Raw genomic sequence first — 12,683 nt, 5'->3', positions numbered from 1 at the left:
AGAGGAGATCCCGCCATCAACCTGAAACAAATCAACAATTTCATGAAATCGGTCGATGCGGGCAACATGACGAAGGCGGCCGAACAGCTGCATGTTTCGCAGACGGCGCTCGGCCTCCAGATCCGCAACCTGGAGACCATGCTGGGCGTCGAACTGCTCGTGCGCCATTCGCGCGGCATCTCGATGACCGATGCCGGCCGCCTACTCTACGAGCGCGGCGTCGAGATCATGCGCCTCGTCGACGAGGCGCGGCGGGACGTCTCGGCCTTCAGCAAGTCCAGCCAGCAGGTCGTGTCGATGGGGCTGACGCCGAGCACGATCCGCATGCTCGGCGCCGATTTCCTCGTATCCGCCCATTCCGAACTTCCCGGCATCTCGCTGCGCGTGGTGGAGGAGCTGAGCTTCATTCTCATCGACCTCCTGATGCGCGACGAGATCGATATCGCGCTCGCCTATGACGCCTCGGAAAATACCAGCGCATTGCGCATGCCGTTGATGGAGGAGCGGCTGTTTTTCATCACGGCGCCGGGCGCTCCCTTTCCCGAAGGGCCGGTTCCCTTCAACGAGGTCATTGCCTCGAACCTTGCGCTGCCGGGCGACCGCGACAATGTCTGGCATGCCGTGCACCGTGCGGCGCGCAACTCGACGCTGCCCGTCAACATCCGCTTTTCCATCCAGTCGCTGGAAATGATCAAGACGCTGGTGGAGCAGGGGCATGCCACCAGCATCGTGCCCTATGGCGTCGTCAAGCAGAAGATCGAGGAGGGCAAGATCGTCGCCCACCCGATCGAGAATCCGGAACTTGGCCGCACGCTCTACCTGATCGAGACGCCCGGCCGCCTGTCCGTCACACGGGATGCGAAGCTGAAGCTCTTCATCGATAGGCTGGTGGATACGCTCGCCGAAAGGCTGGGCGACGGTGCGCGCGTGATCGGCCGTTGCAGCGAGCCATAAAAAAGCGGGCCAGAAGCCCGCTTTTCATTGTCGGGTTCGTCCCGATCAGTCCGGATTGCCGCGCACGATGATGCGATCGTAGAGCGGCTGCCACTTCTTGGCATTGTCGAGCTTGTCCGCCGGGTCGGCGATCTTGATCTCGACGCCTTCCAGCGGCGATTTGACCTTCGTCGAGGTCGGCACGTAGTTGAGCCCGACCAGGATGGCCTGTCCGTCCGTCAGCATGAACTCGGTGAAGAGGGCGGCCGCGTTCGGGTGCGGCGCGGTCTTCACGACACCTGCGCCGTTCGAGCGGGCGACGGCCGGCTCAAGTGCAAACCAGTCGATCGGCGCGCCGTCGTTCTTCGCCTGCACCGGCATGTAGTTGTAGATCGTCAGGCCCATCGGGACCTCGCCGGCGACCACCAGATTGTTCAAGAGCGAATGGCCTTTGCGGATGGAAAGACCGTTGGTTCGCACGAGATTGCGGAAGTATTCCAGGCCCTTTTCCTCGCCCATCGTCTCGACGACGGTGGAGAACCAGTCGATGTTCTCGACCTCGTAGCCGAGCTTGCCCTTCCACTTCGGATCGAGCAGGTCCTCGTAGGTCTTCGGCAGCTCTTCCTTGGTGATGAGGTCGGTATTGTAGCCTTGGACCCAGACGGAGAGCAGCGTGCTCACCCATTCGCTGTGGGCCGGCACGGCGCCCGGAAGCAGCTCGGCGAAATGCGGCGAGACGATCTTCTGGAAGATGCCTTCGCGTTGCAGCGCTTCCATTTCCGGCGCGCTGATATGGATCAGGTCCACGGTTGCGCGGCCGGCCTTCTGCTCCTGCACGACGCGTTGCAGCACGTCGTCGCCGCTCGCGCGCCAAACGGTCACCTTGATCCCGTATTTCTCCTCGAAGGGGCGGACCAGCGGGTCGACGTCCTTCTGGGCGATCGAGGTGTAGAGCATCAGCGAGCCCTCGGCCTTGGCGGCCTCCTCGAGCTTGGCGTCGCGGTCGGGCGCCGTCGAGGTCAGAAGCGTCGAATCCTGGGCAGCGGCCGGCAAAACCATGCCTGCCAGTGCAATGGCCGAAGCGGTCGCAAGCATCAGCAGGCGTCTATTGATCGTCATGTTTTCTCCTCCTGGTCGGCGCGACGTCTCCTCCTCGCGCCCTGTGATCCCACCCTTTCCGGCCGACCGATCGTCGGGGTCGTGGTTGAGAGTGGCCGGACCCTACACACAATGAATGGGGGCTAAAACAGCAAATATCTGCGCTCTGCCCCATGAAAATACTCTTGGTCACGGCCGCTGCTTTTGACTACTCGAAGGACAGCCGGGACACCGAGGAGACCCGCAATTGCTCATGAAAAATGGTGAGGAGACGACTATGGCCGATTTGCGTTTGACGATGGGGTGCTGGGATTACGACCGCACGCGTGGCGTCATGGACGGCTCGATCAAGCCCGACGGCATCAACCTGACGAGCCTCAATCTGCCGGTCGAAGAAACCTTCTTCCGCATGCTGCGCTACCGGGAATTCGATATCGCCGAGATGTCTTTGTCCTCGTATGTCGTCTCGCTGTTCAAGCCCGAGCGCGCCTTCGTCGCCATTCCTTTCTTTCCGTCGCGTTACTTCCGCCATTCGTCGATTTACGTGAATGCGGATGCCGGCATCAACGAGCCGAAGGACCTGATCGGCAAGCGCATCGGCTGCCCGGAATACCAGATGACGGCGCCGGTCTGGATCCGTGGCGTGCTGTCGGACGAATATAATGTGCCGGTCGACAGCGTCACCTATTATACCGGCGGCGAGGAATCGCCGAACCGCAGCGAGAAGCTCAAGATCCAGCTTCCCGACAACATCAAGCTGGAGCCGATCGGCCCCGAAAAGACGCTGGCCGCTATGCTGCGCGACGGCGAGATCGATGCGCTCTACACCGCCCGCAAGCCCTCGACCTTCAATTGCCGCAGCGGCAAGGTTCGGCGCCTGTTTCCTGACTATGTCGGCATCGAGCGCGACTATTATGCCCGCACCGGCATCTTTCCGATCATGCACACGGTTGTGATCCGCCGGGAAATCTACGAAAACAATCGCTGGGTCGCGCAATCGATCTTCAAGGCGCTCAACCAGTCGCAGCGCAAGACCTATCAGGACCTGCGCGAGACGGCCGCTCTCAAGACCATGCTGCCCTGGGCGATGGCGCATTTCGAGGAAGCCGAAGGCGAGATGGGCGCGGATTTCTGGCCGAACGGCTTCGAGAAGAACCGGAAGGTGCTCGATACCTTCCTGCGCTACTCCTACGAACAGGGCCTTTCCAAGCGGCAGCTGGACGCGGAGGAGATTTTCGCACCGGAGACGCTCGACGCTTTTGTAATCTGATTGCAGCCCTTGGGTTGCCGACGTGCGCTGCCTGAGGGTGGCCTGTCCACTGGGAGGAGGACGATATGGCGATGATGACGCCGACAAACGAGGCCATGGGCCTGCCGGGCCGGGTAATGCGCCGGCTCGATACGAAATGGTTCGTCATTGGCGGAGCGACCCTTGTCGTCGCCTGGCTGACGCTCATTCCGCTCGGTTTCCTGCTGTGGCAGAGCTTTCATTCGACCGGCACGATGCAGGAGCCGGCGGTTCTCACCATGGAGAACTACATTACCGCGTTCGAAAGCGCGGAATCCCTGGTTCTCATGGGCAATTCGCTGCAATTCGCCTTCCTGACCGCCGCCTTCGCGCTGGTGGTGGGCACGTTCTTCGCCTGGGTGAACGAGCGCACGAACACGCCCTTCAAGTCGCTGTTCTTCGCCATGTCGATCATTCCGCTGATCATTCCGGGCATCCTGTTCACGGTGTCCTGGATCATGTTGGCGAGCCCGCAGATCGGCATCCTGAACAAGGTCTTTGGCAGCTGGTTCGACATCTATTCGATGGCCGGCATGGTGTGGGTCGACGGCCTGCACTATGCGCCCGTCGCCTTCCTGCTGGTGACGGCGGCGTTTCGCTCCATGGACCCGTCGCTCGAAGAGTCGGCGATGATGAGCGGCGCATCGGTGGTGCAGACGGCCTTCAAGGTGACGCTGAAGCTCGCCTGGCCGGCCATCCTCGCCGCCTTCATCATCCTGTTCATCCGCGCAATCGAATCCTTCGAGGTGCCGGCGCTTCTCGGCCTGCCGATCGGCTTGCGCGTCTTCACCTCGGCGATCTACGACGCGGTGCACAGCTATCCGAGCAATATCGGGCTCGCCTCGGCCTATGCCGTGGTGCTGCTTTTGATCACCTCCGTCGGCATCTATTACCAGTCGCGGCTGTCGAACCAGGGCAGCAAATATTCCACCGTCACCGGCAAGGGGTTTCGCCCGCGCGTAGCCGATATCGGGCGCTGGCGTTATCTCACCGGCGGGATCTTCATCCTCTACGTCATCCTGGTGGTGGGGCTGCCGTTCCTGGTGCTGCTCTGGGCATCGCTGCAACGCTACTATTCGGTGCCGTCGTGGAACGCCGTGCAGCATCTGTCTTTCAATGCCTATGCCAAGGTTCTCGCCTATCCCGGCTTCTACACCGCCGTCTGGAACAGCGTGAAGCTCGCGCTCGGTGGCGCCACCATCGTCATGCTGCTCACCTCGATCATCTGTTGGATCACCATCCGCACGAAGATCCAGGGGCGCTGGCTGCTCGACGTGCTCGCCTCGCTGCCGCTGGTCTTCCCCGGCATCGTGCTCGGCCTGTCGCTGATGGTGTTCTACCTGAATTTCGACATCGGCATCTACGCCACGCTGTGGATCATGCTGATGGCCTATGTCATCAAGTTCCTGCCCTACGGTATGCGCTACAACTCGACATCCATGGTGCAGATCCACAAGGAGCTGGAGGAATCCGCGGCGATGAGCGGCGCCTCCTGGCTGATGACCTTCCGCCGGGTCGTGCTGCCGCTGATGAAGCCGGGCCTCATGGCTGGCTGGATCTACATCATCGTCGTCTCCGTGCGGGAACTGTCGAGCTCGATCCTGCTCTACAGCCCGGGCAATGAAGTCATCTCGATCATGATCTGGGAGTTCTGGCAGAACGGCCAATATGTGGAATTGTCCGCCTTCGGCGTGATGATGATCACCGCGCTCTTCTGCTTCATCATGCTCGTGCAATCCGTTTCGAAGCGCTTCGGCGTCAAGGGAATGTAATCTGGGAGTGAGGCCATGCTAACCATCGAAAACCTGAGCACCGTCTATCAATCGCCGTCGGCAAAGCCGGTGCTCGCTGCAAGCGACGTCAACTTCTCGGTTCCCAAAGGCCGGCTCTTCACGCTGCTCGGCCCGAGCGGCTGCGGCAAGACGACGACGCTGCGCTCCATCGCCGGCCTGGAGCGGCCGACGACGGGGGTCATCACCGCCGGCAACCGCGTCGTCTTTTCCGGCGATTCCAAGATCTTCATCGCCCCCAACCGGCGCCAGTTCGGCATGGTCTTCCAATCCTACGCGATCTGGCCGCATATGAGCGTCTTCGAGAACGCCGCCTTTCCGCTGCGCGTGCGCAGCAAGCGGCTGCCGGAAAAGGAGATCAAGGACAAGGTGATGAAGATGCTCGCCGCCGTGTCGCTCGATCATCTTGCCGAGCGGCAGGCGACGCAGCTTTCCGGCGGCCAGCAGCAGCGTTTGGCGCTCGCCCGCGCGCTGGTGATGGAGCCGGAACTGCTGCTGCTCGACGAGCCGCTCTCCAACCTCGACGCCAAGCTTCGCGAAAAGATGCGTTTCGAATTGAAGAAGATCCAGCGCGAGCTCGGCATCACCACGATCTACGTGACCCACGACCAGAGCGAGGCTTTGGCGCTGTCGCACGAGATCGCCGTGATGAACCAGGGCAAGATCGTGCAGATCGGCTCGCCGCGTGACATCTACGAACGCCCGAAGACGGCCTTTGTCGCGGATTTCATCGGCAGCACGAATTTCATCGAAGGCGTCATCCGCGACCGCTCCGACCATGGCTACATCGTCGACAGCGCGATCGGCTCGCTTGCCGCCGATCGCAAGGATGATCTGACCGTCGGCACCGCGGTGTCGATGTCGATCCGCCCGGAGGACCTGCGCCTCTCCGAGACGCCGCCGACGGACACCAACCACACGGTGATCCAGGGCACGGTCTCCGCCAAGGTCTTCCTCGGCGAATGCATCGACTTCAAGATCATGGTCAACGAGGTGGAGCTTCTCGCCCGCTGTCACCCGTCGATCCGCACGCCCGTCGGTGGCACGATCTACATGTCCGTCGATCCGTTGAAATGCGCCATCCTGAACGGCACCGCATCCCGGACCGCCAGCCTCCACTAGGCAGGAGCCGGCATGTCGCCCGGCCGGGCGACATGCCGCAGATCCTCAGCCGAGGATCGCCTTCGGTTCGAGGAAGGCTTCCAGGCCGAAGGCGCCGAACTCGCGGCCGATGCCGGAGTGCTTGAAGCCGCCAAACGGCGCCCGCGGGTCCATCGGTGCCTCGTTCAACACGACGCGCCCGGCCTCCAGCTCGCGTGCGACACGGCGCATGCGATCGACGTCGGTTCCCAGCACATAGGATTGCAGGCCGTAGTCGGTGTCGTTGGCGATGGCGATCGCCTCCGCCTCGTCGCGGTAGGCGATCACGCTCAGGACGGGGCCGAAGATTTCCTCCCGCGCGATCCGCATCTCGTTCGTTACGCCCGCGAAGACCGTCGGGCGCACGAACCAGCCGCGATCCTGGCCTTCGGGGCGGCCCTCGCCGCCGGCGAGCAGGGTCGCGCCCTCTTCCTGGCCGAGCCGGATATAGGACTGCACCCGCTCCCATTGTTTCGCGCTGACCATCGGGCCGATATCCGACGCAGGGTCGCTGGAGGGGCCTGCCTTCAGCGCGGAAACGGCGGCGGCAAGGTGTGACGACACCTCCTCGTAGCGATGGGCCGGAACCAGCAGGCGCGTGCCGGCAATGCAGGCCTGTCCGCTGTTGCGGAAGGCCGAGGTGAGGATGTGCGGGATCGCCTGGTCCAGATCGGCATCGTCGAGAAGGATCTGCGGTCCCTTGCCGCCAAGCTCCAGCGTCACGCGCTTGAACGTCTCGGCGGCGCTGCGAAGGATGGTCCGTCCGGTCGCTGTGGAGCCGGTGAAACTGATCTTGGCGATATCCGGGCTCTGCGTCAGCGCGGTGCCGACGACGTGGCCGTAGCCGTTGACGATATTGAGCACGCCGCGCGGCAGGCCCGCCGCGTGCAGCGCCTCCGTCACGGCCTGGGTCTGGAGCGCGCTCATCTCGGACGGCTTGATGACGATGCTCGTGCCGGCGGCGATGGCCGTTGCGAGCTTGGAGCAGATGAAGCCGATATCGCTGTTCCAAGGCGTGATCGCGGCGGCGACGCCCACGGGCTCCATGATCACGTCTGTGTTGCCGATGCGGCGGGTGAAGGCATAGTCCGCGACGGTCCTGGCCGCCATCTCGAACACCCCGGCGGCATAGGGCACCGAGAAGGCGAGGAACGACTGCGGTGCGCCATATTCCGTGGCCATCGCTTCCGTCAGCGCTTCCGCTCTCGCCGCGACGGCATCGCGCAGGGCATGCAGCATTTCGATACGCTCGGCCGGGCTCGTGCGGCGCATGGCGGGGAAGGCACGCTTGGCGGCGGCGATCGCCGCATGCGCATCCTCGGCATCGCCCAGCCTGACCTTGCCGATCTTTTCTTCCGTTGCGGGATTGAAAAGGTCGAAGCGCTCCGTGCCGTGCGGGGTGACGAAGGCGCCGTCGATATAGATTTGGTCAATGGCTTTCATGATGCGGTCTCCTGATTTGACAGGGAGGATATGCATCCGATCGATCATCAGGATAAGATCACCAATCGCCAACAGCTTAATGAGGTAAATAGCGCAATGAAGGCCAGCCTGCCCGAACTGGAAGCCGTGACGACGATCGCGCGGCTCGGCGGTTTTCGCGCCGCCGCGCGGGAACTCGGCGTTTCGTCGTCGGCGCTGAGCCATGCCGTCTCGACGCTGGAGGCGCGCCTCGACGTGCGGCTCTTCAACAGGACGACCCGGTCGGTGGTGCTGACCGCTGCGGGTGAGGCTTTCGTGGCCGAGATCGCGCCAGCACTTGCCGCCATAGACAGCGCCGTCGAGCGGGCGACCGTGTCGCAGACGCGCCCGACCGGCACCTTGCGGCTGAACACGTCGCTGGGCGCCGCGCGCATGCTTTTGCGGCCGCTCCTTCTGGAATATCTTCGCCGTTATCCTGACATGGCGCTGGAAGTTGTGACCGACAATGCCCTGGTGGACATCGTCGGCCAGGGTTTCGATGCCGGTTTCCGACTGGCCGAGGCGGTGCCGCCGGACATGATCGCCATACCGATCCTGCGTCATGCGCGCATGGTCGTCGTCGGCGCGCCGGGCTATTTTCAGGGCAGGGACGTCCCGCGCCAGCCGGCCGATCTCAAACATCACCAGTGCATCCGCGCGCGCATGGCGAGCGGCCGCATCTATCACTGGGAGTTTTCCCGCCACGGGGAAAATGTCGAGATCGATGTTCCGGGGCCGCTCATCCTCGATGAAAGCGGGCTGATGCTGGATGCGGTGCTGGAAGGCGCGGGCATTGCCTATCTGTCGGACTTCGCGGTGCGCGAACACCTCGCCGCCGGCCGGCTCGTGCAAATGCTGGACGACTGGACGCCGCCCTATGACGGCCTTTGCCTCTATTATCCCGGCCGCCGCCATGTCCCGGCGAAACTGCGCGCCCTGATCGATCTCGTCCGGGCACTGCCGCTCGACCAGGGTTGAAGCGTCACGCGTAGTCGATCGCGAAGCTCAGCTCCGGGTCGGCATGGGCGTCCCAATAACCCTTCCACAGCGCCTTGCTGATGGGGCCGACCTCGCCATTGCCGACCGGCTGGCCGTCCAGCGTGGTGATCGGCATGACGCCGCCGGCCGTGGTGACGAAGAGGATCTCGTCGCACTGATAGGCGAGTTCCACGGGCACATCATCAATCGTCGAGGGATAGCCGAGCTTTTCGGCGACGGCGAGCACGGACTTGCGTGTCACACCCTCCAGCACGCCCTTCTTCGGCGTATAGAGCTTGCCGTCCTTGATCAGGATGACATTGAAGCCGGAGCCTTCGGTGAGGTTCGCGTCGCCATCCGTCAGGATCGGATACATTGCGCCGCGGTCGCGCGCCTCCAGCAGGCCGCGGGTGAAATCGCCCCATTGCAGGTTCTTGACGGTCGGGTCGATCGCGCCCGGCGGCACACGGCGCACGGTGCGGGTGATGACGGCGGTGCCGCCGGTTTTCTGCGTCGCCTCGTCCATCACCCAGAGATAGGGCATGACCATGAGGTAGCAGAAATTGTCGCATTCCTCCGGGGCGTATTGGCGGACGAAGCGCAGGCCGCGCGTCACGATCATCATGACATAGGCGTCGCGGATGCCGCTCTTCGCTGTCATCTCGACAAGCCGGTCGCGGATTTCCTGCCGCCCGAGCGGGCTTTTCAGCCGAAGCTGGGCACAGCTCTTCTCGAAGCGGTCGAGATGGTCGTCGAGCCGGAAGAACCTTCCGTTCCAGACGGCGGGAACGTCATATGTCAGGTCCGAATGAAGGAAGCCCTGGTCGAGGATCGGGATGCGCGCTTCGTTCAGCGGCACGTATTCACCGGCAATATAGGCGATGCCCTTGGCGAAGGGATTGTCGCTTGCCGCGAGCGCTTCAACACGCTGGCGATAGTCCGTGAAGATGTGGTCCGTGTAGGACATGTTACGCGCTCCTCAAAAGGGAAATGGTCATGCGCTCTCGCACGCCGTCCGCAGGGACGGCGCGTGAGGCTTGGAAAGCAGCGTGGTTCAGGCCGCGAGGATGCCCGCGGAAAGGATGTCGGCGAAGGCTCCGTCGGCTGCTTCCAGCGCCCGGTCGATGTCGTCGGGCGTATGCGCGGCGCACAGGAACATGTTGTGCTTGGGATGCAGGTAGATGCCGTGCCGCAGGGCCGCCGCGCAGAAGGCGTTGGCGATCCTCAGATCCTGGTCGCCGTCGAACAGCACCATCGGCATCTGCGCCGGTCCCGTCTGCCTGAGCGTGAAACCGTGGCGGGCCGAGATCGTCGAAAGGCCGGCGCGGAAACGTTCGCCCATCGCTTCGGTATGCGCCAGCGCGTCGCTGTCGCGCAGGATCTGCACGGTCTTGACCGCAGCCGCCATGGCGGCGGAGCCGTACCAGAAAGAGCCCGTGGTGAAGATTTTTCCAGCACCCTCCCGGAAACGCTCCGAACCGGCGACGGCGGCAAGCGGCCAGCCGTTGGCGATGGCCTTCGAATAGGCCGCGAGGTCCGGCTTCACGCCATACCGCGCCCAGCTTCCGCGCACATCAAGCCGGAAACCGGCGCGCACGTCATCGAGGATCAGGGCCGCACCCGTCCGGTCGCAGGCGGCGCGGGCGTGCGCCAGGAAGGCCTTCTCCGGCAGATGCTGGTCCTTGCCGACATCATGCTTGAAGGCGGTGAGCAGGATACCGGCGAGATCGTCGCCAGCCTCATCGATTGCGGCATCGAGGCTCGTGATGTCGTTGTAGTCGAAGAGGATGAGATGGGCACGATCCTCCGACGTCACGCCGACGAGTGACGGAGAGCACCACGGAACTGCGCCATGATAGGCGCCGCGCGCGACGAGAATCTTGCGGTGGCCGGTGGCGGCGCGCGCGATGGTGACGCAGACGGTCGTGGCGTCGGTGCCGTTCTTCTGGAAGAGCGTCCAGTCGGCGTGGTCCAGCGTATCGACCAGCAGTTCGGCCAGTTCCACCATTTTATCCGTGGGGCCGTTGCCGATATCGCCCTTGTCCATCTGTGCCAGAGCGGCGGCGTCCACCTCGGCATGGCGGTAGCCGAGCACGTTCGGCCCCCAGGCGCACATGAAGTCGATATATTCGTTGCCGTCCGCATCCCAGACGCGGCAGCCGTCCGATTTCGAAAAGAACTGCGGGTAATCCGGCCCGATCGCCCGGGTCGCCATATGGCCCCACACACCGTTCGGCACGACGCGGCCGGCGCGTTCCAGGAGTTCGGTGTCGCGGCTGTTCAGCAGTCTCGCTGTCATCTTGCTCTCCAATAGTGGCCGGGAGAGGCGTTTCCACCCCTCCCGATTAGGCGGATCAGTTCGAGATTTCGGCGAGCGGCAGGTTGCAGCAGGCGCTGTAGCGGACGCCCTTGACGCTCGGGCTATGCGCCAGGATGAGGTCCGGGCTGACCATCGGGATGATGATCCGGGCCTTGGCCATCTGCTCGCCGGCTTCGAACCAAAGCTTTTCCGCGTCCTCGACGGAGGGCGCGGCGAGCGCCTGTTCGCGAAGCTTCGCCGTTTCCGCGTTGATGAAGGACGGATCGACCTCGCCCCCGGCGCGCTTCGCCCAGACGGACCCTTCCGACAGGCCGAAGACGTCGACATATTGCGAGGTGCCGAAGAAGTCGGGCGCGAAGAAGACGGCCGTCAGCGGGATATGGTCGCCGTTCGCCGCCTCACGCCAGTTGGCGAAGGGCACCGGCGAAAGCTCGACCGTGATGCCGACCTTGGCGAGATCCTGCTGGATCTTCTGCATCATCAGCGAGAAATCGACGCCATAGACGTTCATGTCCGGATAGATCGACTTCAGCGTGAAGCCGTCGCCCGCACCGGCTGCGGCAAGCAGCTCCTTGGCGCGATCCGGATTGTAGGCGGGGATCTCGTGGCCGTCGCCGCCGGGGAAGCCGAGCGGGATCGGCGAGGCGATCGCCCGGCCGGCGCCGCCGACGGTGAAGTCGATCAGCGAGGTGCGGTCGATGGCGATCGAGATCGCTTCGCGCACTTCCGGCGTCAGCTTGACGGTGTTGGCTTTGGCACCCGGCGAAAGCGCGATATAGACGAAGTTGTAGGACGGCACCTTCTCCACGACGACGTCGCTGCCTTCGAGCGTCTTGGCGGTCTCCGGGTCGATCTGCATGGCGATGTCGGCGGAACCCGACTGCAGCATCTGCGCCTGCGCCACGGCATCCTTCACCTGGCGGAAGATGACCTCCGGCAGGACCGGGGCCTTGCGCCAGTAATTCTCGTTGCGCTTCAGGCGCAGCTCGGAATTCGGCTCGTAGGAGGCCAGAACGAACGGCCCGCTGCCGGCGGAATTGCTGAGGAACCAGTTTTCCGACGTGTCCTTGTCGACGGCCGTCGCATCGGCAAGCGCGCCGTTCTCGCTTGCGACATCGCTGTTGATGATGCCGAGGAAGCCGGCGGCCGCCTGGTTGAGGAATTCCGAATTCGGCGCGGCCAGCTTGACGATGACCGTCTGCGCATCGGGGATCTCGATCGAGCTGATCGGATCGGCGATAAAGGCGCCGTTGCCCTTGATGTTCTTCAGCCGCTCGAACGACCATTTCACATCCTTCGCCTCGACCGGCGAACCATCGGAGAATTTCGCCGCCGGATCGAGCTTGAAGGTCAGCTGGGTCTGCTCCTTGTTGACCTCCCAGCTCGAGGCGATCAGCGGCTGCACCTTGTTGTCCTTATCGAGCGTGACGAGCTGCTCGTAGACGGAGGTGTTGTAGATCTGGCAGGTGTCGCACCAGGCGCGCGCCGGATCGAGCGAGTTGACGTCCATGTCACGCGCGATGACGAGCGCCCGCTCTTGCGCCGTCGCCTGCTGGACCGGCCCGCCCAGCATGGTGGCGGAGAGGGCGAGGGTGAGAAAGGCCAGTCTGGATTTCGACAGAAGAAGTCGTTTCATCGGTTGGATACCTCCAGTTTGATGGGCCGCGGTTGCCCT

10 protein-coding genes are annotated in these 12,683 nt (G+C 63.4%); 5 read left to right on the top strand and 5 right to left on the bottom strand.

Going from position 1 to position 12,683, the window contains the following annotated elements:
* Positions 1-15 precede the first annotated feature (15 nt).
* Positions 16-954, top strand: coding sequence for a LysR family transcriptional regulator (locus GB927_RS01625; protein ID WP_369431623.1), 939 nt, complete (start codon positions 16-18; stop codon positions 952-954).
* A 45-nt stretch (positions 955-999) separates the two neighbouring features.
* Here GB927_RS01625 and GB927_RS01620 read toward each other — a convergent pair whose 3' ends face one another.
* The gene (locus GB927_RS01620; protein ID WP_256114779.1) at positions 1,000-2,052 is read right to left on the bottom strand and encodes an ABC transporter substrate-binding protein; all 1,053 of its coding nucleotides are present in this window, start codon (positions 2,050-2,052) and stop codon (positions 1,000-1,002) included.
* A gap of 256 nt (positions 2,053-2,308) precedes the next feature.
* On the opposite strand from GB927_RS01620, the gene GB927_RS01615 reads away from it, so the two are divergent.
* The 3 genes from GB927_RS01615 to GB927_RS01605 all read left to right on the top strand — a co-directional run bounded on the left by GB927_RS01615 (position 2,309) and on the right by GB927_RS01605 (position 6,231).
* Positions 2,309-3,301, top strand: a complete 993-nt coding sequence (locus GB927_RS01615; protein ID WP_256114778.1) for an ABC transporter substrate-binding protein — start codon at positions 2,309-2,311, stop codon at positions 3,299-3,301.
* A gap of 65 nt (positions 3,302-3,366) precedes the next feature.
* On the top strand, positions 3,367-5,091 hold the full coding sequence (locus GB927_RS01610; protein ID WP_256114777.1) for an ABC transporter permease: 1,725 nt from the start codon (positions 3,367-3,369) through the stop codon (positions 5,089-5,091).
* 15 nt (positions 5,092-5,106) lie between these two features.
* Positions 5,107-6,231 (top strand): ABC transporter ATP-binding protein, encoded by a 1,125-nt coding sequence (locus tag GB927_RS01605; RefSeq protein ID WP_256114776.1) that lies wholly within the window; start codon positions 5,107-5,109, stop codon positions 6,229-6,231.
* Between the two features lie 45 nt (positions 6,232-6,276).
* Here GB927_RS01605 and GB927_RS01600 read toward each other — a convergent pair whose 3' ends face one another.
* Positions 6,277-7,692 carry an aldehyde dehydrogenase family protein gene (locus GB927_RS01600; protein ID WP_256114775.1) on the bottom strand — a complete coding sequence of 472 codons (1,416 nt, stop codon included), beginning with the start codon at positions 7,690-7,692 and terminating at the stop codon, positions 6,277-6,279.
* Positions 7,693-7,788: 96 nt separating this feature from the next.
* On the opposite strand from GB927_RS01600, the gene GB927_RS01595 reads away from it, so the two are divergent.
* Complete coding sequence (locus GB927_RS01595) at positions 7,789-8,688, top strand: LysR family transcriptional regulator (RefSeq protein ID WP_256114774.1); 900 nt, start codon at positions 7,789-7,791, stop codon at positions 8,686-8,688.
* Between the two features lie 4 nt (positions 8,689-8,692).
* On the opposite strand, the gene GB927_RS01590 is transcribed toward GB927_RS01595, so the two are convergent.
* The 3 genes from GB927_RS01590 to GB927_RS01580 form a co-directional block, all read right to left on the bottom strand.
* Positions 8,693-9,655 carry an aminotransferase class IV gene (locus GB927_RS01590; RefSeq protein ID WP_256114772.1) on the bottom strand — a complete coding sequence of 321 codons (963 nt, stop codon included), beginning with the start codon at positions 9,653-9,655 and terminating at the stop codon, positions 8,693-8,695.
* Between the two features lie 87 nt (positions 9,656-9,742).
* Entirely contained in the window at positions 9,743-10,987 is a 1,245-nt protein-coding gene (locus GB927_RS01585) for an aminotransferase class III-fold pyridoxal phosphate-dependent enzyme (protein ID WP_256114771.1), read from the bottom strand.
* 55 nt (positions 10,988-11,042) lie between these two features.
* Positions 11,043-12,644: an ABC transporter substrate-binding protein gene (locus tag GB927_RS01580; RefSeq protein WP_256114770.1), complete on the bottom strand. Its 1,602-nt coding sequence runs from the start codon at positions 12,642-12,644 to the stop codon at positions 11,043-11,045.
* Positions 12,645-12,683 lie beyond the last annotated feature (39 nt).

Origin of the sequence: Shinella lacus (genome assembly GCF_010994755.1) — a bacterium.
Lineage (GTDB): Bacteria > Pseudomonadota > Alphaproteobacteria > Rhizobiales > Rhizobiaceae > Shinella > Shinella lacus.
The sequence above is the reverse complement of the archived record's forward strand: the minus strand, read 5'-3'. Positions and strand labels throughout refer to the sequence as shown.

What these genes read in the sequence shown, in the direction of transcription:
- GB927_RS01620 (WP_256114779.1), bottom strand. Translation starts at nt 2,052, where the DNA reads ATGACGATCAATAGACGCCTGCTGATGCTTGCGACCGCTTCGGCCATT.
- GB927_RS01615 (WP_256114778.1), top strand. Translation starts at nt 2,309, where the DNA reads ATGGCCGATTTGCGTTTGACGATGGGGTGCTGGGATTACGACCGCACG.
- GB927_RS01610 (WP_256114777.1), top strand. Translation starts at nt 3,367, where the DNA reads ATGGCGATGATGACGCCGACAAACGAGGCCATGGGCCTGCCGGGCCGG.
- GB927_RS01605 (WP_256114776.1), top strand. Translation starts at nt 5,107, where the DNA reads ATGCTAACCATCGAAAACCTGAGCACCGTCTATCAATCGCCGTCGGCA.
- GB927_RS01600 (WP_256114775.1), bottom strand. Translation starts at nt 7,692, where the DNA reads ATGAAAGCCATTGACCAAATCTATATCGACGGCGCCTTCGTCACCCCG.
- GB927_RS01595 (WP_256114774.1), top strand. Translation starts at nt 7,789, where the DNA reads ATGAAGGCCAGCCTGCCCGAACTGGAAGCCGTGACGACGATCGCGCGG.
- GB927_RS01590 (WP_256114772.1), bottom strand. Translation starts at nt 9,655, where the DNA reads ATGTCCTACACGGACCACATCTTCACGGACTATCGCCAGCGTGTTGAA.
- GB927_RS01585 (WP_256114771.1), bottom strand. Translation starts at nt 10,987, where the DNA reads ATGACAGCGAGACTGCTGAACAGCCGCGACACCGAACTCCTGGAACGC.
- GB927_RS01580 (WP_256114770.1), bottom strand. Translation starts at nt 12,644, where the DNA reads ATGAAACGACTTCTTCTGTCGAAATCCAGACTGGCCTTTCTCACCCTC.